Here is a 21,570-nt window from a genome sequence, read left to right as displayed (position 1 = left end):
AACGTATGGTTGAAAAGCAACCGGCATTAGCGGAAAAAAGTTGATAATTACCAATAGAATTTTTCTACTTTGAAAGCAAATTACTGATAAGAGCTCCATTTCAAATGAAGGTCTGGACGTAGATCACGTAAATGCTTAAAGAATAAGTCTAAAACCCCTAATTTTTCTAAACCTTGAAAAAGCTTAGTAGGAACTTTTGTATCAGAAGTTAATGCTCGTTTTAAATCAATAACCTTCAAATGTCCATCTTTTGTAATTAAAATATGTCGAACCTCTGCATCCCATCTAGTAAAACCAACCCTTTGAAGTTCATCAAGAAGTAAAATAATTTCCTTAACTAAGGAAAAGGGTAGGCTGTTCGTTCTTTTTATATATCTAGCTAGAGAAATAGATTCAATATATTCTAAAATAATGTAATTATAGCCAGCTTCATAAATCCTTGGGATGACGGAAGAACTTTGACCTAGCTTTAATGCTTGTAGCTCTTTTTGTTGTGTTGCTTCATTGTAGTAAATTTTGATACATTTGCCATTTTTAAGATGATATACTTGGCCATCTTTTCCGCTACCGATTAGATTATGGTCGCGTAGGCTACTAAAGGAAATTCTTCGTTGCCTAATAAGGGGATATTTCATATTGATTAAGCCTCTTTTCTTAAATGTTACTTAATTTACTTTTTCTTAATAGTTTATGAGACAGGTTATGGAAATGGAACCGTTAATTTCTGTGCATATTGATTAAAAATATGAGAAGATAATAAAAATTTCTATAAAAAGGAAAGAAAGGAGAAGAACAAAAAATATGTCTGAGGAATCATATATTCGAACAGGACTTGCCAATTTAATGAAAGGGGTAGGAGGTAAACTATACCTAACTTCAACGGAGCTTATACATAAATCACATGCGATTAATGTTCAACGAGGTACTGTAACATTGGACTTGGCAGATATTGAAACGGTAGAGAGAGTCCGTAACAAATTATTAGGAGTGCCTTTGTTAAAAAACGGTCTAAAAATAACTACAAACGATGGAGAAGAGCTTCGGTATGTTGTGAACAAAGCAAGCCAGCGGGGGGAAGATATCGAACAAGCAATAAATAAAGAAAAGCCGAACGTTTTGTGACAACGTTCGGCTTTTCTTTATTTACTATTCATTACTTCAGAAACAATTTCATATGAGCGTAATCGCGCTTTGTGGTCGTATATTTGTGCGTTGATCATCAATTCATCAGCATTTGTTTCAGCAATAAAGCTTTCAAGCTTTCTCTTTACAGTTTCTGGTCCGCCGATGATGGATGAACCTAACTGTTGCTGTAGAGTTGCCTTTTCAAATTCACTCCAAATCTTGTCCATATTGTCAACAGGTGCTTTAAGTTTGCCTGGCTTGTTGCGAATTAAGTTTAAGAACTGCTGTTGAAGCGACGTTGCTAATCGTTCCGCTTCTCTATCTGTATCCGCTGCAATTACGTTAACGCCTAACATTGCATATGGTTTATCCAATACTTCAGACGGTTGGAAGTAGCGGCGGTACATTTGAAGCGCTCCAAGCGTATTGTTCGGTGAAAAGTGGCTTGCAAATGAAAATGGTAAGCCAAGCTGAGCCGCTAACTGTGCACTAAATCCACTTGAGCCAAGTAACCAAATTGGCACTTCAAGACCTTCTCCAGGAACAGCTCTCACTGGTAGTGGGTGCTCATCAGATGGAACGGCAAGATATGCTCTCAGTTCATCTAACAAATCTGGAAAATCTTGACCATCACTCATGCGTCCTCTTCTTAAAGCTTGGGCGGTTAATTGATCCGTGCCAGGAGCGCGACCTAAGCCTAAGTCAATTCGACCGGGAAAAAGGGATTCTAATGTTCCGAAATGTTCTGCAATAACAAGCGGTGAGTGATTAGGTAACATAATGCCACCTGAACCCACTCGAATGGTAGATGTACCAGCAGCGACATGGCCAATTACGACAGAAGTAGCGGAGCTTGCAATTCCTGACATATTATGATGCTCGGCTAACCAGTAGCGATTGTATCCCCATTTTTCGACGTGTTGTGCTAAGTCTAGCGTATTTCTAAGTGCATCAGCCACCGTGCTGCCTTCCAAAACAGGTGACAAATCAAGCACTGAAATTGGAATGTTTTTTTGACTGTTTGGATGTTGGTCCATCGACATATACTCATCCTCTTTCCGTAATAATAATAATTTAATTATTCGATAATCATCGAACTATCTGCAGGTTTCATTGTAACAAGAATGTGAAAGAGAGAAAAATAAAATGCCTGTGTTTAAACAGAAAATAATTCGATAATTTAGTTATATTATGTTAGGTTTTCTTACGAAAAATAATAAAAAGAATAAAATATTTGGTGATTATGGCTAATTAGAAATTTTAAAATTATCATTTATGTTAATGATTCTTGAAAATTAATGTAATAAAATAAACTTATTACATAAAACGTTATATCTTATTACATTATATGTTAAATTTTCAGAAAATAAATAATTTTCCAAAGAGGTGAAAGTGTGATGAACAAACGGTATAGTGGTTTCGCATTTGAAGAAAATTTCTTACCAAGATTATCGAGTGTAGATATTGAGCACCTCTCTAAAGAGGACGCACTAGTCATTTTACCAATCGGTGCAGTTGAACAACATGGTCCGCATCTTCCTGTTTATACCGATACTTTAATTGCAGAAGGGCTTTTAGAAGAAGCAATGCTTCAGCTTCAGCACGAAAATATTTGGGTTCTTCCAGCCATTCCTTATGGTAAAAGCAATGAGCATCTAGGTCTATCGGGAACAATGAGCTTATCAGCTTCTACATTACAAGCAGTTGTAATGGATTTAGCTATCAGCGTCTGTAAAAGTGGCTTTAAAAAGCTTTTGCTTTTCAACACACACGGCGGAAATCATGACCTGCTCAATATGATGGCGAGAGAAATACGCATAGAAACTGGCTTGATGGTATTTCGGTTAAATCCTGGATTTGAAGCAGTCAACCGCTTAATTTCACAACAAGAACAGCGCTTTGGGATACATGGAGGTGAAGTGGAAACATCATTAATAATGGAGTTGAAGGGGGATTGGGTGCAATTTGATAAAAGTCCAACAGAGTTTGTTAATTTATCCAATAACCATCATTTACATTTGAAAGGAAATAGCTACTTTGCCTGGGTAATGAACGATATTTCAAACACGGGTATAGCTGGAGATGCCAGACAGGCAACGAAAGAAAAAGGGAAAATGATGAAAGAACTCATCGTGAGTGAGCTTGTTAAAACATTAAAAGAAATGAAGCATTTTTCATTAGGTGATTTAAAGAAAGACTATGTAAATAAATGAAGCGAGGTGGTCGAGTATCGTGAGCATTCAGCAGGTGAATCAAATAAATGAGGTAAAGCACGAGAGTAGCCCCACAATTGTACAAATGAACCGAGTTAATAAAATGTATGCAAACGGTAAAGTCGCTGTCAAAGATGTTAATTTGACGATTCAACAAGGAGAATTCGTTTCATTTGTCGGCCCCTCAGGTTGTGGAAAATCAACTATTTTTAAAATGATTTCAGGACTGATTGATCAAACAAGTGGTCACGTTGACATTCTTGGAAAGACACCTCGTGACGCTCAAAAAGAAAGTACGGATGTGGCTTTTGTGTTTCAAGATGCTACGTTACTACCATGGAGGTCAGTTATTGATAATGTAATGCTTCCTCTAGAGTTTCGCAATATAGCCCATTCTGAAAAGAAGGAGCGCGCTTATAAAGTACTAGAAATGGTAGGGCTGAAAGAGTATACAAAAGCGCTACCTCGAGAATTATCAGGTGGAATGAAAATGCGTGTTTCTATTGCCAGAGCATTAATTGCAAAGCCGAAGCTTTTGTTGATGGACGAGCCGTTTGGTGCTCTTGATGAAATTACAAGGCAAAATTTACAAAGTGAGTTATTGCGAATTTGGGAAAACGAAAAGATGACGGTGCTTTTTATTACACACAATGTATTTGAAGCTGTGTATCTATCGACCAAAATTGCGGTAATGACGCCTAGTCCGGGTAAAATTGAATCCATGGTAGAAGTGAATCTACCCTTCCCTCGTAAAGCAGAAATTCGGACAGATCCACAGTTTAGTAGTATCGTTGCTAACGTATCTCACGATTTAAAATTTTAAATGAGGTGATTTATGGTGTGGTTACAAGAATTCATAAATGAGTTTGGAACTGATGCTGTTATTGTAAACGAGGTCTTAAGAGAAAAGCTATCAAAAGACTACTATTGGTATTCTCCAGTACTGTATGAGCAGCTTAAAAATAAAATCGCCGATTGTGCAATTGCGCCTACATCAATCGATGAACTACAGCGTATCGTTTCGTTTGCCGTTAAAAATAAAGTAGCTATTACGCCAAGAGGAGCGGGAACAGGAAACTACGGCCAAGCAATTCCATTACAAGGTGGAATCGTTATTGATTTAACAAAACTTGATCGTATTGACATGCAAGGAGATCGCTTAGTTTCCGTGCAGGCTGGCGTTCGCTTAGGTGTATTGGAAAAGACGCTGCGTCAAAACAATCGGGAACTTCGTATTTTTCCGAGCACTTATATGAAGGCAACGGTGGGGGGATTCTTATGCGGAGGCTCCGGTGGAATCGGATCGATTCGTTGGGGGAATTTATGGGACGATAATGTAAGTAGCGTTACGGTTATGACCGTTGAGGAAATGCCCCAGCTGTTAACTGTTTCAGGTGATGACATGCAGCAGTACATTCACAATTATGGCACAACCGGTCTTATTGTTGAAGTGAAGCTGCCGATAGAACCAAAGGTGTCATGGTCACAACATATCGTTTTCTTTCATGATTTTCGTGAAGCTATTAAGTTTAGCGATGAACTAGCCCATAGTGAAGAAATCCTTAAGCGTTTGGTTTCCGTGTGTGAATGGCCAATTCCAGCTCACTTTCACCCCTTGAAGAAAGTATTACGGGAAGGTCAGTCAATTGTCATGCTTGAAATTGACGAAAAATCAGTTCATCTATTAGATTGTTTGGCAGATAAATATGATGGAGACATAGGATACACAATTCCTGCTGAAAACTATCAAAAAGGACTAAAGCTTTCTGATTTTACATGGAATCATGCGACATTATGGGCTCATAAGCATGGAGACAATTTAACCTACTTGCAGGCTCGCTTTCAAACTGATCGAATATTTGAGCAGATGGCAGATCTTCGAAGTAAATTTGGTGATGAAATTCAGTTTCACTTTGAATACATTAAAATTCAAGGAGAAATTGTACCCGCTTCACTACCGGTGGTGAAATATCAGTCAAAAGAGAGGTTATATGAAATCATCCAGTTTTGTAAAACGATTGAAGTAGAAATTAATGATCCGCACACATATATACTCGGGTTTGGTGGATACAACATGAGAATGAAAGAGTTATTAAAACGAAAAGAGCTAAACGACCCTTATAACTTATTGAATCCTGGTAAGTTGCCGACGGCTAAAGAAGTCCAAGAATTTCAGTTATAGGAGGGGGAAAACATGGAACATTCGCATCAGGAGTTAAATCGAGTTCAAGAAGTAAACGTCACCTATAAGAAAAACACGTGGCCAATATTGAATACGTATCTTCCACCGGTTATCGTATTTATGCTTTTTATGCTATTTTGGCAGTTTGGTACCCAGCTGCTTCAAATTCCACCTTACTTATTGCCAAAACCAATGGATATTGTAGAAGCTGCCGTAATGAATTGGAGTAACCTAAGCGGTGCTGTTATTCGAACAATCACAGAGTCGATGCTCGGGTTTATGTTTAGCGTAATAGGTGGAGTGGTTGGCGCGCTATTGATGTCTAGCTCTAAGCTTCTAGAACGCAGCTTATACCCCTACGCCATTTTATTACAGACTATTCCGATTGTGGCCATTGCACCTATCATCGTGATTTGGTTTGGTTCAGGTATGAATGCTATTGTGATCATTGCGTTTACAATTGGCTTTTTCCCTATGCTATCCAACACGCTCATTGGCTTAAACGCAACGGATCGTGGCATGATTAATTTGTTAAAGCTGTACCAAGCGTCACCTTGGCAAATTATGTGGAAAGTGCGAATTCCAGCTGCTCTTCCTTATATCATGGCAGGATTGAAAATTTCCTGTACCTTAGCAGTTGTAGGAGCAATCGTAGGAGAATACATAGCCGGTATTGGTGGGGGCGACGGTGGTTTAGGCTATGCCATTACGGTAGCTTCCTCTCGGATGGAAACGGCATACCTATTCGCTTGTGGTATTTCCGCATCTGTTTTAGGTATTGGCTTTTTCTTGCTGGTCAATTTATTTTCTAAGCTTTTGTTAGGTTCATGGCATGAGTCGGAAATGAAGAGAGAGAACTAATTTTCTAAAAGGGGGAAATGAGTGTGAAACAAGGGGTTTTAAAAAAAATCGGTTTAATTGGTGCTGTATCACTGTCATTATTTCTGGCAGGATGTGGAAGTGAAGAGACGTCTGGGAGTGATAATACTGAGAAAAAATTAGAAACGGCAACCCTTATTACAAACTGGTTTGCACAACCTGAACATGGCGGTAACTACGCGGCATTAAAAAAAGGTTTTTATAAAGAACAAGGTCTCGACATGATAATTGAACCGGGAGGACCTCAAATTTCATCAACCCAAGTCGTTGCTTCTGGAAAGGCTGAATTTGGTTATACGCAAGCGGAAGATATTTTAATTGCAAGAGATAAGGGAATACCTCTTGTTGCGATTGGAGCAATTTTTCAAAAAAGCCCGCAGGTATTAATTACCCATAAAGGAACGGTAGGAGATTTTAAGCAGCTGAACGAAAAGACAGTGTATACAGCACCAGGGAGTGGTTATTGGGAATATATTAAAAAAGCCTATAACTTAGATAGGGTAAAAGATCGTGCGTATACGGGCTCATTAGCAACCTTTATTGAGGATGAAAATGCGGTCACACAAGGGTACGTGACGTCAGAGCCGTTTTCTCTTGAACAAGAAGGAATAGAAAACGATTATTTATTCATTCATGATGCTGGATTTGAAACGTATGCAAACGTGATTTTTACAACTGAAAAGATGATTAAAGAAAACCCTGAAGTGGTTCAATCATTTATGAATGCTACGGTAAAAGGCTGGGAGTATTACCGAGAAAGTTCAGATGAAATCAATCCGTTCCTTCAAGAGAGAAATCCAGACTTGAAGATGGAAGCGATGGAATATGGTGCAAAAGCACAAGAAGAATTGATCTTCGGAGGAGATGCTGCTGAAAGAGGTTTCGGTTATATGTCAGCGGAGCGCTGGGATAAACTTCAAATGCAGCTTCTTGACTTAGGGATTATTAAAAATAAAGAAGATATTAAGGGGATTTTTACAACAGAATTTTTAAAGAAATAAACCGTAAATGTAGAGAAAAGAGAAGAGTAGATCTTCTCTTTTTTAGTAGAAAGGAAGATTCTATTGTATGATATGGCCATTAAAAATGCTCGGTTGTTACACGCAGTGGAAGTTGTAAATATTGGAGTATCGAATGGAAGGTTTATGCATATAACAAAAGATCTAGTAGATGGAAAGAAAGTGATAGATGCCAAAGGGGGGATAGTTATTCCTCCTTTCGTAGAATTGCATACTCATTTTGATACCGCTTTGACTGCAGGTTGGCCAAGCTTTAATCGAACCGGTACGTTACAAGAAGGAATTTCAATATGGAACAAACGAAAAAAAAGTCTTACCATCAAGGACGTGAACGAGAGGGCTGAACAAGCATTAAAGATGTACATCAAGCATGGGGTGTTAAGTGTTCGAGCAGCAGTGGACATATCTGATGATGATTTAACGGCTTTAAAAGCTATTCTGCAAATAAAAAAAGTGTATGAACAAATTATCGATTTACAAATTATTGCTTTTCCGCAAGATGGGTTGTGGAAGTGCTTTGAAAATCAGGGGCGAATGCGGAAAGCACTTGAAATGGGAGCTGACGCAGTAAGTGCTGTGCCACATTTAGAAAGTAGTCAAGAAGAAGGGGTGCGCTCTTTGGAATACTGTTTTAGTCTCGCCAAAGAGTATGGAAGCTATATTCATATTTTTTGTGACGAAGTAGACGAAGTGAGCTCAACATTTGTACAAGAAGTAGCGAATTTAACCATTGAAAATGGGTTTGAAGGTAGGGTTGTAGTCAGCCACGTAAATGCGCTGGCTTATTATGAAAGTAAATATGCTGAATCAGTAATGGAGGCTATAAAGAAAGCTCGTTTAACCGTTGTTAGTTGTCCACTTATTAACAGTTCGATGCTAGGAAGAAATGATGCATATCCTAAAGCGACAGGAATTACCAGGGTGAAAGAATTAGATACCAAAAATATTAATATTTGTATTGCTCATGACGATATTCAGACTCCTTTTTATCCCTTCGGAGACGGAAATATGCTAAGAGCCGCTTTTATGGGAGCGCATTTAGCTCATATGACAGGAGAAGAACCAGTGAAAAGGGTTTTATCCATGATTACAGAACGACCAGCCGCTGCTTTTGGAAAAGGCAAAGCGTATGGAATTCAAGAAAGAAGTGAAGCTAATTTTTTACTTTTTGAGGAGCGGACGATTCGTGAGCTTATGCTTAACCAGTCGGTGCCTAGATATGTAATCAGAAGAGGGAAAGTTATAGCTGAAACGATTCCGGCTTATACGAAGTGGGGGTGTTCTTTGCAACTTATGTAAAAAAGCCAACGCGTGTCTGCGTTGGCTTTTCTGTATTAATATGCTAGAGCAAATAAACCTTTGATGTGTGACAAGTAACGAACGTTACTTGCTTCTTTCATTAGAGACGCTGGCAAACCTTTTAATTGCGTTTTATTTCCGCCGATTGTACCAATTGCATCTTTACGTCCAAGGCTTCCTAATGTACCAGAGAATACTGGAGAGAACCCGTGCATTGCGCCACCTTTAATAGCTACTGCTAAGTTCACGCCAATAACTTCTCCCATTTGCCAAGCTAGCTGTGCAGTTGGTGGGTAAGGGCGTCCTTCAGGCCCCATAACAACCGCGCTATCACCAGCTACGAAAATGTCTTCGTGAGAAGTAGATTGTAAGAATTCATTCACAAGAGCACGACCGCGGTTTACTTCGATACCAGAGTTAGCAACTACTGAGTTACCTTGAACTCCGCCAGTCCATACCATTGTTTTTGTTTCGATTTCGCTACCGTCTTTAAGCTCAACTGTTGTAGCATCCATTTTTGTAACAGGAGTTCCTGTTACAAATGTTACGCCACGTTTTTCCAAGCTTGATTGAGCGCGTTCTACTAGTTCAGTTGGGAAACCAGGAAGAACAGTTGGAGCAGCTTCTACACAGTATAGAGAAACATCTTTTGGATCAATACCGTGTTTTAGGCAAAGGCTTGGCATAAGGTCAGCATATTCACCTACAAGCTCGATACCTGTTAAACCGCCACCACCGACAACGATTGTTCCGTCAGCTTTATTTTTTGTTTTGCTAAATTCAACAATGCGCTCTTCTACGTGTGCACGTAGGCGGTTTGCATCATTTACTGATTTCAACACAAAGCTGTTTTCTTCTAGTCCTGGAATGCCGAAGTAAGCAGTTTCACTACCTAATGCAGTTACTAAGTAGTCATAGCTTAATTTTGTTCCGTCTTCTAATGCCACTTCACGTTGGTCTGGTGAAATTTCTTTTACTGTAGCAATCTTTAATTCTACATCTTTACCTTTTAGTAACTTTTCTAATGGAAGAGCTACTGCTTGTTCAGATAGTCCACCTACTGCTAAACGGTGCAGTTCAGTAATGATTTGGTGAGTAGAAAAACGGTTTACTACTGTAATTTTTGCTTCAGATGCACTTAAGTGTTGACGAGCTGTTAGGGCTGTTAGTAGACCACCATAGCCGCCACCTAAAATTAAAATATGTTTTGACATAGTAGATCGATCCTCCGTTCGTGCTTTATAAAATGATAGATTGTTATTATTTTTGTTTTTCGCCTGTTACTTCTAAGTAAGCCTGCGCAAAGCGGAATAGTTTTTGAACTTGTGGATCTTTGAGCATACGTAATAAACCAAACAAACCGATAGTTGTTGATTGGTTAGCTTCCGCACGATCACTTGCTTCGATTGCTGAAGCAGCAAGATCTTTCACTTTTCCTTCAATTGGTTCGATAAATTCTTTAGCACCAGCAAGTAAATCTTCTTTTAACACGTTATCTGTTAATAGAGACTGTGTTAAGTCGTACGTTTTTGTTAATACAGTTACCATTTCAGTTAGCTTTGGTAAGTTGTCAACAAGAACTGTTAATGATTCTTGAACTTCTGGTTTTAGCAATTGATCAAGTACATCTGATTGAGTTGCACCTTTAGCTTGAACCGCTTCTTCAGCCGGCTTTTGGATAGTTGATTGAGACATAAGAACGTCCTCCTTTGCTGTATATTGTTGCATATGTAGACACTTTAGCTGCTAGACTTCTAGTTTTGTTGTGAAGTCCTGCACATTTATCTATTGTAAATTTATTGCCTTATAAAAGCAACCGGTTTGGTGGAAAAACCTAAGAAAGAGTCGAACGATGCATTTATTGGAAATGAACTCTGTTTATTCAGAAAATAAGAATAAATTCCGATTTTTAGATTGACGATTTTATCGATTCTCACATACAATCTAAAACATAACATTTGATGTGAGAAGATATGACGTGAAGGTCATGAATGAACTATACCAAACAGCTATATTTGAAATTAATCGTGAAAAGTATATGGTCCATGTAAAGGACAGGTTTCGTAAAATTGAGCAGTTTAAAGGGAAAATTCGTGAAGTTGAACGTGTGCTTGAACTGCTAACACAAGAGGTTGTCATCGAGGCAATCGTTTTAACATCAGCGATTGTAGAAGGTTTATCGCGAATGGAGGAAAGATAATGGGGATTGAAGAACTTAGCTTGGGCGTCAATACAACGTGGGTGGTACTAACGGCTGCTATGATTCTATTAATGGAAGTCGGCTTTGAGCTACTAGGGATTCAGTTCATTGGCTTAGTAGCATTGTCCGCGCGGGGCTTTTTAGCAACGTGGTTTGGTTTAAAAGCAATTGCGCTACTTGTACCGCTTCGCTCCACAGAGGAAGAGGAAGAAGTAGGGTTAGATATTAGCTACCACGGTATTATAGCTGCCAATCAGTCTCATGAATTTATTGAATACTATAACCAGTACGAACAAACAGAACAAAAATAAAAGAGGCTGAGACATAAGTATTTCAGTCAATAATCTATCCGAACTATTGCGAGTTAACTACTTTTGATAGTTCGGATATTTTTTGTTGGTTCCAAAGACAATTAAAAAAAGCGAATTTCTGTAGCGTAATGGAGTAAACTTATTCTTCCAACCTAACGATGGTAGAACAGTCATCATTCGTCTTTGAGAAGAAATTATTTTGGTATGTCCCAGCTTCTTTTTATGTGTAAAAAAAGAAGAATTTTTCTAATTCCTGAAAAATGATTGAAAAGTCAGAAAATTTATGTTATAGTATAAAAAAGACAAGGAGTTGATTTCTTATGAAGAAAAATTTGCTGAATTCGTCGCCGAAATCGAATGTGAAAGTGTTAGATTCCCTAATTGCCGAAATGTTCTTAGATAAAGTTATTGCAGACTTTCAAAAAGCGAAATTGAAAAAAGAAATCGACCAGTCATTAGAAAAGAAAAGCAAAGAAGATTTCTTTAAACTAACTGATCAGCTAAAGAGTATTTCTTAATAGATGAGGCTGAGACATAAGTAGTTCAGCCTCTACTATACAGGAACGATTTTAATGCATCAAACTCGGAAGTTGTTTATTTTAATGATGCTAGACTAAGGTTGTCAGCAGTATAAGGATAATAAAAGTAAAAAAGCTGCAGTCGTTTAGACATTCTAAGCGCCTGCAGCTTTTTATATTCCGTTAAAAGGAGTTGAAAAATTCAGTAATATAAGCTACTATGTGAAGGATTATCACGATAGGTATAGTAGGATATTGCACATTACATAAGCAAGAAGAAAGGAGATTGCATGTCTAATCGAAGAATAGTCATTGCAGGAATTGAAAGCGGAGTAGGCAAAACGACTCTTACAATTGGATTGATGGGAGCACTCCGTCAAGAAGGCTATGTTGTACAGGGCTTCAAGTGCGGACCAGACTACATAGATCCAACGTATCATACAGCTGTTACGGGAAGGGTTTCAAGGAACATTGATAGCTGGATGCTTGAGGAAAAGATGATAGCAGCAATTATGAATCATGCGAGCGATGGAGCTGATATATCAGTTATAGAAGGAGTGATGGGCTTTTATGATGGAAAAGCACCCACCAGCAATCATGGAAGCACCGCTGAGCTTAGTATTTTAACAAACAGCCCCGTCATTTTAGTTGTTGACTGCTCTGGAATGGCAAGAAGTGCTGCTGCAATTGTGAAAGGCTTTCAGCTTCTTTCAGAAGAAGTCAACATCGTAGGCGTTATTGCAAATCGAGTCGGCAGTCAAGGGCATTTTCAACTAATTCAAGCAGCGGTTCAGAAGGAGTGCGGAATTCCAGTTGTAGGCTACTTGCCAAGATACAAACAGTTCTCTATGCCGGAACGACATTTGGGCCTTATCCCTTCAATAGAACGTGGTGACTTGCAACCCTTTTTTCATGAGTTAAGTCAAGCCATTTTAAAAACGATTGATGTAGAAAAAATTTATGAGCTTTCTAAGGCGCCCACTCTTAAAGGTTATACTGCTATCTTTTCGCCTCAAATACCTTTTAAAGTGAAAATTGCTGTTGCAAGAGATGCAGCCTTCAATTTTTATTATGAAGAAAATCTACAGTTATTAAAAGCAAAAGGTGCGGAACTTGTTTATTTTTCACCATTGCAAGGTGAAGAGGTTCCTAGTAATATAGATGGTCTTTATATTGGAGGGGGGTTTCCTGAAGAGTTTGCAGCAGAGTTAGCTGATAAAAACGAAGTGAAAGAGTCTATTAAGCAAGCAATTCATCGTGGAACACCGACGTTAGCAGAGTGCGGAGGGTTTATGTATTTAACCGAAGCAATCGTCACGACAGATAAAGAAAAGTTTGAAATGGTTGGCATCATTCCTGGAGAGGCACATATGCAAACGCAGCTTGCTGCGCTTGGTTACAGAGAAATTGAAGGTGCTAAAGGCAACTTTTTATTAGAAGGCGGCGTAAAAGCAAGAGGGCATGAGTTTCATTACTCAACTTTTCATTCAGCCCAAAAGCTTCCACACGCTTATCAGACAACAAGTATGGTAGGGGTAAAAGATGAAGGCTATTTAAAAGAGAATCTTGTTGCAGGCTATACGCACTTTCATTTCGGATCATCAACGGAGCTTGTTGAAAACTGGATAAACAAATGTGAAAAATTTAAAAGAGAAAGAAGCGATTCACTATGACAGCTGGGAAAGTATTTCTTGTGGGAGCGGGACCTGGAGACCCGAAATTAATTACGGTTTATGGCGTTGAATGCATTCAACAATCAGATGTTATTTTATATGATCGACTGGCTAACGAAAAATTATTAGAATATGCAAAAGCGGATGCAGAGCTAATTTTTTGTGGGAAGCTACCGGGAAAGCATGGGGTTATTCAAGATAAAATTCATAGCTTATTAGTAGAACATGCCCTTGCTGGAAAAACGGTCACTCGTTTAAAAGGAGGAGATCCGTTTGTATTTGGACGCGGAGCAGAAGAAGCACAGTTTCTTGTTCAGCATGGTATTCCTTTTGAAGTAGTACCTGGGATTACATCAGGAATTGCAGCACCTGCTTATGCTGGAATTCCTGTGACTCATCGCGATCATGCTACATCGTTTGCAATTGTAACAGGACACGGTCGAGAAGAAAAAGGACAAGACTTCCTAAACTGGCCAGCGCTTGCAACGGGTATTGATACGATTGCGTTTTATATGGGGGTTGGTAATCTGCCGTATATTTGTGAGCAGCTCATTAAGCATGGACGTAATCCACATACGCAGGTAGCGCTTATTGAATGGGGCACAACAGAAAAGCAGCGAACGGTAACAGGAACGTTAGAAGATATCGTAACGATTGCAGAGACAGCGAAAGTAGCGCATCCTGCAATTGTCCTTATAGGAGATGTGGTTGGGGTAAGAGAAGCTATCCGCTGGTTTGAATAAGAAGATTAAGTAAGTTGGCTACTATGCCCATGTGACTTTGAAGGGTTTTTCTGAAAAAAGCGACTAAAGATAGTGTACCTGAAGCAGTAAAAACCTTATAATAAATGTAAAAGAATCCAAAGCCACGGGTGATTACAGTGAATAAAGTTTTCAATAAAGATGCGCTGACAGATATACTTCAAATAGCCATTGACCTCATTAAAAGTCGCACGGTTTTTATCGGCACGCTTGATGGCGTGTTTTCAATTATGAAAATTGTAAATAGCGAAGGTGGAAGTCTACTCCATGAGGGATTAACGTTACCAATTGAGCTTTCGATTTGTAATTTGGTAACGTGTGAAGAGTCACTTGTCATTTCTGATACGAAGTGCGATGTTCGAACAAAACATCTGCAGGCTATTTATGATGCGGATGTTGGCTCTTACTTAGGTGCACCAATTGTATTAGAAAATGGTAAACTCTTTGGAACTCTATGCGTAGTAGATCCCAATCCACAGACTTTTACAGAACAAGAAGTTTCATCAATTAAGCGCTTAGCAAACGTATTAGGTACCATCATTTCTCAACAGCAGCAGGTAATTATTCCAGAGTTTGAAGAGAAAATACAGCATTTAGATAAGTTAGCGCTTGTAGGTCAACTTGCCGCTGGTTTAGCTCATGAAATTAGAAATCCTATGCAGTCGGTAAAAGGCTTTATCCAATTTCTATTTGAAGAGCACAACCAAACCAGTAGTCATATTAAAGATCTTGTGTTAACAGAATTAAATAGAATGAATGAGCTTATCAGTGACTTTTTACTAGTCACGCAGCCCACTGCGCCTAAAAAAACACTAACTTCCATTACTGACGTTATGCAAGCAACAATTGGCGTATTGCAAAGCGAAGCGAACCTACATAATATTTCTATCTGCTTGGAAACGGACGACTACGTGCCGAAGTTATGGCTTGATGCTTCACAGATAAAGCAGGTGTTTTTAAATATTATAAAAAATGCTATTGAAGCGATTGGTCATAATGGGAAAATAGCAGTTTACGTTCAAAACAAAGAGGATACGGTCTGTTTGTTTATAAAAGATAGCGGTCCTGGTATTCCGTTGTCGATTATTAATAAAATTGGAGATCCCTTTTTTTCAACGAAAGATGAAGGGGTAGGGTTAGGTCTTTCTATTTGTCAAAGCATTATTAAAGAGCATCAAGGCTTTATGAGTATTGCAAATGATTATGAAGGGACCGTTGTTAGTATTCAACTACCCGCTACATCATAAGAAAAAGCTGCCTCTTGGCAGCTTTTTCTTATGATTCATTTCCGTTAACCTTTTCAGCATCCCAGTAAAATTCACTGAGAACATCTGCTAGCGCTTTTACGGTATTCGTTAATTCTTCCATATTGTTATCAACGCCACCCATTTCAATGAGAATAGCATTAGTGGATAAATCTTGGTTGTAAACTCCATTTCCGCTCGCTTTGCTTTTACCGAGTACACCACGACTTAATCCAGGATACTTCTTTTCTAACCCTTCATGAAGCGCTTTTGAAAGCTTTAAGTTTTGCTCAAAGTTTTGATTTTCTTTTCCCAATACAAACATGACGCGTGCATACGACTTGTCATTAATTTGAATCGTTGTATCTTTTTTACGAAGGGAATCTCGATGCAGGTCAATAAGGTAGGTTAAATCTTTATTCTGTGCCATGGCTTCTTGTACGATAGTACGAGACATCGCATAAGAGCGCGGTGTTTTCCAACCCTTTTCATTTAGCTTTGCGCCAATATTTGTTGTGTCGACTTCAGCACCAATACCTTGTGATTCTAATTCTCTCCCTAGCATTTCTCCGACCATGCTAATATTAGTTTTACTATCGGCTGCTTTATCAGCATTACCATCGCCTTCTAAACCTAGTAAAGGCAAATAGGACTCCCAGCTGTGCGTATGGTAGATATAGACGACTTTTCGTCCATTTGTTGTGTTAGCTGGAGGCTTTTCTTCTTGCTCTTTTTCCTTTTCCGTAGAAGGTTGTTCAACTTCTTCCTTGTCTACTTCTCTTTCCTTTAACACTTCTTCGATTGGAGGAGCTGATTCTTTTGGAAAGTTTGTAAAATTAGTTCCTTCACCCGCAATAATTAAATTCGAGTCGAAAATGCTAAAACCTGGAATTTCAGATCCAAATAAGCTTCTCGCATCTTGTGTTCGTATGCTAGTGGAAAGTTCTAGTAGAGTGGAAGATAAAGAAGGCGTAGAAAAATTATCGTCAAACGCTTTCTTAAAATGCTGATTTTCTTGGCTCATTAAATAATATAGAGTTTCTGCTTTATGTTTTGATAACGTCTGATACACAATCGATGAATGAAACTGCTCTTTGAATGCGGAGTAGCTTACTACAAAGACTGCTGAAGAAATGAGGACAACAACGCATATAATGACCATAATCATTCTATATGTGAGAACAAAAAAGTTAGCACGGTTATCGTTACTAGATTTCAATATCGCTTACTCCCTTCAAGACCGCTTCTGAATCTAGTAACTAGTTTATGAGGAATGGAAAGGAAATATGAGGACATTTTCGAACATAATAGAGTAATTGCTAGAAAAAATGCTAGCTGAACCGAATCGGTTAGCTAGCAGAAGCATGTTTAGCTGTTAACAGTTGATAAATTCGACGACCTTTAGGAGTCAGCGTAAAGCTTCGGCTATTCTTTGTTATGAGATTTAAATGTTGAAGTTGGTCAAATACCGTTATAATATGCTTTCGCTTCACGTTGTTCAAGAGGTCGTGTGCGTGTAAGTTTGTTAAGCCTTTTTGGCGCATACTGTTTGTTGATTGACCTTCAACTACTTGGAAATAAACTTCTTGTGTTTGAGAATCCTGTAGTAGCTCTATCAATTCTAGAAGCTTATAAAAAGACAGAGAAGAAAGTGGTTTCTTTTGGACCATTATCGGTACTTCTACTGGTTCTTTTTGAATCTGATTTAATTCCTGTTTGTACATAGATGAAAATCCATCAAGCTGCTGATGTATGCCACTTTCATTTAATAAGGCAACATAGGCTTCCATTGTTTGAAACAGTGCAGTATGTGATTCAACGTTCCATTTAGAAAAGTAGGGTAGTGACAGCTCAATTTCTTCATTAGAAACGACTGTGGTTTCCAAAGGTGTGGATAAATTGTTTCCATTCGGTCAATTGGAATAGGAAAACCGTCAGCTGCATTATTATATAAAAACGAATTAAGAAGCAATTGCTCATCTATGGAATATGTTTGAAGAGCTAATAAAACAGCTTCGTTCAAACGAGTGAGTAATGCTTTTGTTTTTTTGTACTCAATGAGCGCACCGTTTTGTTTTTGCGACCGAGCGGTATAAAAGTTAGCTGCGGATAATCTTCAAACTGAATCGATAAGTTTTCAGATACTGCCATTATCGTAACTCCTTTCCTGTAGGTTGTATTGTAGCTATATTTTCATAAAAGAAAAAGTTTTGATGTGTTGAATTCTGAATAAATTTTTACTTTTAAAATAAGGGAGAAAGTATTTAATGGTAGCTGTATTTATAAGTGAAAGAAGGAATTAAGAACCCATTTGTGTAATTAGTGTATGTATGTTTTTTTGTTCAATCCAAAAATAGGAGGATCTTATGGTCAAAAAAACAATAAACGCACTAAAACAAAGGCTATGGGAAAATAACGATGTAATTGAAGTTTATAAAGGGAATGGAGAAGTTAATTTCACCACGTGCACATTTTACGAGGGTTTAGTAGAAGAAATAATTCATCAATTTGAACAAAAGCATAGGTGCGTTATGCCAAAAGACTACCGAGAATTTTTAAGGGAAACGAACGGCTGTCGCTTATTTGAGTCAAATCTAGTAGAAAACAGCGTTGTCTTATACCGTTTGGAAGATACGGAGAGTCAATGTAGTGAAGACTATATAACTATTGGAGCTGTCAATCAGAATGAGATTTTACTCCGAAGAGTAGAAGCAAGCGAGCACTCAGTCATAATTAAAAGCAAATATGAGCCGGTTGAGCAAGCGGTGAACTTACATATGACTTTTGAACAGTGGTTTGATCGACTAATAATGAGCCAAGGTAATTTATTTTGGACGTGGTCCGTTCAGCCAGTTCTTGTACGAATTAAACGATTTCAATAACAAGACGTGCTGCTATGAGCGGCACGTCTTGTTGTTTGTAAGATCATAGGTGTATAAAACGTCGTCTAAAAATACCTCGTCAAATTCGTGGGGCTGGTTTTTTACGAACCGTGCCCCTTGACGTTTGTAAAAGTTGACTGCACGCTTATTCTTTCCTAAGGCCCAAATATCGATTGACTGGACGCCTAAGGAATAAAGGTCCCTTTTAATAAAGTCCATTAACAAGGTTCCAAGTCCTTGGCCTTGTGTGCCTTCTGAAATGTATAATGCAACCAATTCACCTTTATGTGATGAGTGGCTGTATTGTTCATACGCACCAAAAGCAACGATAGTTTGCTGATCGCTGAAGGCTGCTACAATAGAAGCCCCGTCCTTCTGTAAAAAATTGCTCCACTTTTCTTCGCTTTCTTGATAGGAGAGCTTTTCTAAATAAGAGTCTGGAACTAGATCGCGATAAGTGGTTTTCCAACTATCAATATATAATGTTGAAATACTGTTTATATGGCTAAAATTTGCTTTCATGAACTGCAATGTGTGAACCCTCCGTATACAAAAATGAATGAATAACATGAATGAAATGTAAATAATTGTAATGTAGGACCATATTAAGAGATTCTTAATTTTTTTTGTGATATGGTTTAATTATCAAAATAGTTTAATAATAATTTCTTTTTCGGCAAGAAGAAAGGATGTGGACATGTCATTAAAACTTCGCTTTTTATTAACCTATCTTAGCATGGTTTTAGTTTTTGTGCTTCTGCTTTTGCTTTTTGGCTTCTTAGTGTTTTTTTCAATTACAGGGGATGCTAACTTTCTGCAAAAAACATACTCCAATGCATATGTATATAAGCTCTTAACACCGGAAGAAGAAACGACATTTTTAAATGTAAAGCTGCTGAGTCAAGAGGACCCAAATCAACTTTTAAATCAGCAAATAATTAAAAGTTATGAGCAAGAAGGCATTGATGTAATTGTCAGAAAGAATGAAGAAGTGACGTACTCATCGTTCTCTATAGATCAGCGAACAGTGGACAAAGAGCTGCCGCATTTTAATGAAAAAAGTACAAAATCAGCTACATATGAACAAGACATTATTCGAATTAAAAATAAGTTTTATTCATACATCAAATTAGATTTTTTCTTTCCAAATCGTGATGAAGGAACTGTTTTTGTTTTACGAAGCATTAGCCCTTACGTTGGAATTGTTCATAAAGTTTTTCCGTTTTTATTTATTTTTCTCTTGCTTTTATTTGTGGTGATCATTGGTTTTGTTAACTATGTTGTGTCCAGAAGCGTTATTAAGCCAATTTATAGATTAAAGCGAGCAGCTGAACGCATTCGTCAAGGAGACGTTCATTTCTCAATACCGTATAAGCACAATTCCAAAGATGAAATAAATGAGTTAACCAATTCTTTTGAAGAAATGAGAAAAAAGCTGCAATCATCTATTGACCTTCAGGTTCATTATGAAGAAAATCGTAAGCAGCTGCTGTCAAGCATCTCACATGACCTAAAGACGCCGATTACCTCAATCATTGGTTATGTTGAAGGGATACAAGATGGCGTAGCCAACACACCTGAAAAGCTTGAAAAATACTTATCAACAATTTCTACAAAAGCAAAGGATATGAATAGCTTAATTGACGAGCTCTTTTTATTTTCTAAACTAGATTTGCATGAAGTACCGTTTCATTTTGAAACCGTGAATATTAATGATTTTATGGAGAACCTCAACCAGGAGCTGCAATTTGAGTTAGAAGAAAAAGGAGTGCTATTACGCTTTTATACAACGCTTTCTAAAAGAGCTTATGTAAAAGTAGATACAGATAAGCTGCGGCGAGTAATAATGAACTTAATTACAAATAGCATCAAATTTATGGATAAAGAGGATAAGCGTATTGAACTGGTGCTCAGTGAAAATGAAAGTGAAGTAATTGTAAGAATAGTAGACAACGGGTGCGGTATCGAGCCGAGAGCGCTTCCTTACATATTTAACAAGTTTTATCGAGCTGAAGAATCGAGAAATACGCAGACGGGTGGAAGTGGTCTAGGGCTAGCAATTGCCAAACAAATCATTGACTCGCACGGTGGATCAATTTGGGCAACAAGTACATTACATAAAGAAACAAGCATCTATTTTTCTTTGCGAAAAATAACTAAATAGAGGTGATAGCAAGAGTGAAGCGTATATTACTAATTGAGGATGAGCCAAGTATTGCAGAGTTACAGCGTGATTATTTAGAAATTAACCAGTTTGAAGCACATGTGCAGCATAGCGGAGAAGAAGGTTTAGAAAGAGCTTTAAACGAAGAGTTTGACCTAATCATTTTAGATATTATGCTCCCAAAGCTAAACGGATTTGAAGTGTGCAAACGAGTTCGAGCGGTAAAAGATATACCTATTCTACTTGTATCAGCTAAAAAAGAAGAAATCGATAAGATTAGAGGTCTTGGGCTGGGTGCGGATGATTATATCACAAAGCCATTTAGCCCTGGAGAGCTTGTAGCAAGAGTAAAAGCGCATTTATCTCGCTATGAGCGCTTGAGCGAGCGCAATCACACAAAAAAACTAATTAAAGTTCATCATATTGAATTGGATAAGCTAGCCCGTCGCGTCTTCGTTTATAATCAGGAAGTAACATTTACCACAAAAGAGTTCGATTTATTATTATTTCTTATTACTCATCCAAACCAAGTACTTAGCAAAGAACAACTGTTTGAAAACTTATGGGGGTTTGATTCGACTGGAGATATTTCAACTGTTACGGTGCATGTACGAAAAGTGCGTGAGAAAATTGAACAAAACCCTGCCCAGCCTCAGTACTTAGAGACAATTTGGGGAGCGGGATATCGCTTTAATATTTAAGGGGGAAGGAAATTGCGATTTATTTATTTGGAATCTCGCAGTCACCACTTTCATTGGATGAAAGCTGAAGCCTTTCAGCTTGAGGATTTTGATAGGGATATGGTAGGTGAACATCTACTAGTTGCTGAGCTTGATGATAAAGTTGTGGGGTTTGTCTCTTTGGATCTTCCTGATAATTTTATTCACTGCTTATTTGTGCATCCCGATTATTCAAGAAAAGGTGTTGGAACCGCGTTAGTAGATGCATCCATTCAAAAAATGAATCCGCCACTGCGTCTGAAGTGCGTATCAAAAAATGACAAAGCGCTGCTGTTTTATAAGAAGAAGGGGTGGGTGCAAGTGGTTGAAGAAGGCCCTGTATCTGAACGCTATTGGTTAATGGAATATCAATAAGTAAAA

General features: G+C 38.1%; 25 protein-coding genes. 17 read left to right on the top strand and 8 right to left on the bottom strand.

The features are described 5' to 3' along the window. Positions 1 to 80 precede the first annotated feature (80 nt). The gene (locus BFL01S_RS08340) at positions 81 to 635 is read right to left on the bottom strand and encodes a serine/threonine-protein kinase (protein ID WP_025908044.1); all 555 of its coding nucleotides are present in this window, start codon (positions 633 to 635) and stop codon (positions 81 to 83) included. 166 nt (positions 636 to 801) lie between these two features. On the opposite strand from BFL01S_RS08340, the gene BFL01S_RS08335 reads away from it, so the two are divergent. Further along, the gene (locus BFL01S_RS08335; RefSeq protein WP_061785426.1) at positions 802 to 1,122 is read left to right on the top strand and encodes a GRAM domain-containing protein; all 321 of its coding nucleotides are present in this window, start codon (positions 802 to 804) and stop codon (positions 1,120 to 1,122) included. 17 nt (positions 1,123 to 1,139) lie between these two features. Here BFL01S_RS08335 and BFL01S_RS08330 read toward each other — a convergent pair whose 3' ends face one another. Continuing rightward, positions 1,140 to 2,168 (bottom strand): LLM class flavin-dependent oxidoreductase, encoded by a 1,029-nt coding sequence (locus tag BFL01S_RS08330; RefSeq protein WP_025908043.1) that lies wholly within the window; start codon positions 2,166 to 2,168, stop codon positions 1,140 to 1,142. A gap of 354 nt (positions 2,169 to 2,522) precedes the next feature. Here BFL01S_RS08330 and BFL01S_RS08325 point away from each other — a divergent pair, with 354 nt between their 5' ends. The 6 genes from BFL01S_RS08325 (at position 2,523) to BFL01S_RS08300 (ending at position 8,717) form a co-directional block, all read left to right on the top strand. Next, positions 2,523 to 3,338, top strand: coding sequence for a creatininase family protein (locus BFL01S_RS08325; protein ID WP_025908042.1), 816 nt, complete (start codon positions 2,523 to 2,525; stop codon positions 3,336 to 3,338). A 25-nt stretch (positions 3,339 to 3,363) separates the two neighbouring features. Further along, positions 3,364 to 4,161: an ABC transporter ATP-binding protein gene (locus tag BFL01S_RS08320; RefSeq protein ID WP_404826846.1), complete on the top strand. Its 798-nt coding sequence runs from the start codon at positions 3,364 to 3,366 to the stop codon at positions 4,159 to 4,161. Positions 4,162 to 4,173: 12 nt separating this feature from the next. Continuing rightward, a complete protein-coding gene (locus BFL01S_RS08315) occupies positions 4,174 to 5,520 on the top strand; it encodes an FAD-binding oxidoreductase (protein WP_061785425.1) in 1,347 nt (448 codons plus the stop codon). A 12-nt stretch (positions 5,521 to 5,532) separates the two neighbouring features. Beyond that, complete coding sequence (locus BFL01S_RS08310; RefSeq protein WP_025908039.1) at positions 5,533 to 6,381, top strand: ABC transporter permease; 849 nt, start codon at positions 5,533 to 5,535, stop codon at positions 6,379 to 6,381. A gap of 17 nt (positions 6,382 to 6,398) precedes the next feature. Further along, a complete protein-coding gene (locus BFL01S_RS08305) occupies positions 6,399 to 7,400 on the top strand; it encodes an ABC transporter substrate-binding protein (RefSeq protein ID WP_061785424.1) in 1,002 nt (333 codons plus the stop codon). 72 nt (positions 7,401 to 7,472) lie between these two features. Then, positions 7,473 to 8,717: an amidohydrolase family protein gene (locus tag BFL01S_RS08300; protein WP_035320049.1), complete on the top strand. Its 1,245-nt coding sequence runs from the start codon at positions 7,473 to 7,475 to the stop codon at positions 8,715 to 8,717. Between the two features lie 35 nt (positions 8,718 to 8,752). On the opposite strand, the gene BFL01S_RS08295 is transcribed toward BFL01S_RS08300, so the two are convergent. After that, positions 8,753 to 9,931, bottom strand: a complete 1,179-nt coding sequence (locus BFL01S_RS08295) for an NAD(P)/FAD-dependent oxidoreductase (RefSeq protein ID WP_061785423.1) — start codon at positions 9,929 to 9,931, stop codon at positions 8,753 to 8,755. 46 nt (positions 9,932 to 9,977) lie between these two features. Continuing rightward, positions 9,978 to 10,412 carry a helical membrane plugin domain-containing protein gene (locus BFL01S_RS08290; RefSeq protein ID WP_025911182.1) on the bottom strand — a complete coding sequence of 145 codons (435 nt, stop codon included), beginning with the start codon at positions 10,410 to 10,412 and terminating at the stop codon, positions 9,978 to 9,980. A gap of 292 nt (positions 10,413 to 10,704) precedes the next feature. Between BFL01S_RS08290 and BFL01S_RS08285 the strand changes: the two genes are divergently transcribed. The 6 genes from BFL01S_RS08285 (at position 10,705) to BFL01S_RS08260 (ending at position 15,427) form a co-directional block, all read left to right on the top strand. Next, positions 10,705 to 10,917, top strand: a complete 213-nt coding sequence (locus BFL01S_RS08285) for a hypothetical protein (RefSeq protein WP_156474913.1) — start codon at positions 10,705 to 10,707, stop codon at positions 10,915 to 10,917. Continuing rightward, positions 10,917 to 11,228: an ammonium transporter gene (locus tag BFL01S_RS08280; RefSeq protein ID WP_061785421.1), complete on the top strand. Its 312-nt coding sequence runs from the start codon at positions 10,917 to 10,919 to the stop codon at positions 11,226 to 11,228. Before BFL01S_RS08285 ends, BFL01S_RS08280 begins: the two co-directional genes overlap by 1 nt. A 320-nt stretch (positions 11,229 to 11,548) precedes the next feature. After that, positions 11,549 to 11,746: an IDEAL domain-containing protein gene (locus tag BFL01S_RS08275; RefSeq protein ID WP_025911177.1), complete on the top strand. Its 198-nt coding sequence runs from the start codon at positions 11,549 to 11,551 to the stop codon at positions 11,744 to 11,746. A 290-nt stretch (positions 11,747 to 12,036) separates the two neighbouring features. Continuing rightward, a complete protein-coding gene (locus tag BFL01S_RS08270) occupies positions 12,037 to 13,419 on the top strand; it encodes a cobyrinic acid a,c-diamide synthase CobB (RefSeq protein WP_061785420.1) in 1,383 nt (460 codons plus the stop codon). Beyond that, positions 13,416 to 14,162 (top strand): uroporphyrinogen-III C-methyltransferase, encoded by a 747-nt coding sequence (cobA, locus tag BFL01S_RS08265; RefSeq protein ID WP_035321217.1) that lies wholly within the window; start codon positions 13,416 to 13,418, stop codon positions 14,160 to 14,162. The genes BFL01S_RS08270 and cobA overlap by 4 nt, the downstream gene beginning before the upstream one ends. Positions 14,163 to 14,299: 137 nt before the next feature. Next, positions 14,300 to 15,427, top strand: a complete 1,128-nt coding sequence (locus BFL01S_RS08260) for a GAF domain-containing sensor histidine kinase (RefSeq protein WP_061785419.1) — start codon at positions 14,300 to 14,302, stop codon at positions 15,425 to 15,427. Positions 15,428 to 15,455: 28 nt separating this feature from the next. Here BFL01S_RS08260 and spoIIP read toward each other — a convergent pair whose 3' ends face one another. The 3 genes from spoIIP to BFL01S_RS21240 all read right to left on the bottom strand — a co-directional run bounded on the left by spoIIP (position 15,456) and on the right by BFL01S_RS21240 (position 17,575). Next, entirely contained in the window at positions 15,456 to 16,643 is a 1,188-nt protein-coding gene (spoIIP, locus tag BFL01S_RS08255) for a stage II sporulation protein P (protein ID WP_025911171.1), read from the bottom strand. A gap of 130 nt (positions 16,644 to 16,773) precedes the next feature. After that, positions 16,774 to 17,310: an RQC domain-containing protein gene (locus tag BFL01S_RS08250; protein WP_061785418.1), complete on the bottom strand. Its 537-nt coding sequence runs from the start codon at positions 17,308 to 17,310 to the stop codon at positions 16,774 to 16,776. A gap of 133 nt (positions 17,311 to 17,443) precedes the next feature. Then, the gene (locus tag BFL01S_RS21240; RefSeq protein WP_258957946.1) at positions 17,444 to 17,575 is read right to left on the bottom strand and encodes a hypothetical protein; all 132 of its coding nucleotides are present in this window, start codon (positions 17,573 to 17,575) and stop codon (positions 17,444 to 17,446) included. A 215-nt stretch (positions 17,576 to 17,790) separates the two neighbouring features. Between BFL01S_RS21240 and BFL01S_RS08245 the strand changes: the two genes are divergently transcribed. Then, positions 17,791 to 18,306: an SMI1/KNR4 family protein gene (locus tag BFL01S_RS08245; RefSeq protein ID WP_025911166.1), complete on the top strand. Its 516-nt coding sequence runs from the start codon at positions 17,791 to 17,793 to the stop codon at positions 18,304 to 18,306. A gap of 12 nt (positions 18,307 to 18,318) precedes the next feature. On the opposite strand, the gene BFL01S_RS08240 is transcribed toward BFL01S_RS08245, so the two are convergent. Then, positions 18,319 to 18,828, bottom strand: a complete 510-nt coding sequence (locus tag BFL01S_RS08240; RefSeq protein ID WP_235859213.1) for a GNAT family N-acetyltransferase — start codon at positions 18,826 to 18,828, stop codon at positions 18,319 to 18,321. 175 nt (positions 18,829 to 19,003) lie between these two features. On the opposite strand from BFL01S_RS08240, the gene BFL01S_RS08235 reads away from it, so the two are divergent. Genes BFL01S_RS08235 through BFL01S_RS08225 form a run of 3 tightly spaced genes read left to right on the top strand, consistent with a single transcriptional unit; the run spans position 19,004 to position 21,564 of the window. Next, complete coding sequence (locus BFL01S_RS08235) at positions 19,004 to 20,470, top strand: sensor histidine kinase (RefSeq protein WP_035321214.1); 1,467 nt, start codon at positions 19,004 to 19,006, stop codon at positions 20,468 to 20,470. Between the two features lie 14 nt (positions 20,471 to 20,484). Next, a complete protein-coding gene (locus BFL01S_RS08230) occupies positions 20,485 to 21,171 on the top strand; it encodes a response regulator transcription factor (protein WP_035321211.1) in 687 nt (228 codons plus the stop codon). A gap of 12 nt (positions 21,172 to 21,183) precedes the next feature. Next, positions 21,184 to 21,564, top strand: coding sequence for a GNAT family N-acetyltransferase (locus tag BFL01S_RS08225; RefSeq protein ID WP_061785416.1), 381 nt, complete (start codon positions 21,184 to 21,186; stop codon positions 21,562 to 21,564). Positions 21,565 to 21,570 lie beyond the last annotated feature (6 nt).

This window comes from Priestia flexa NBRC 15715, from assembly GCF_001591565.1.
Taxonomy (GTDB): Bacteria; Bacillota; Bacilli; order Bacillales; family Bacillaceae_H; genus Priestia; species Priestia flexa.
The sequence above is the reverse complement of the archived record's forward strand: the minus strand, read 5'-3'. Positions and strand labels throughout refer to the sequence as shown.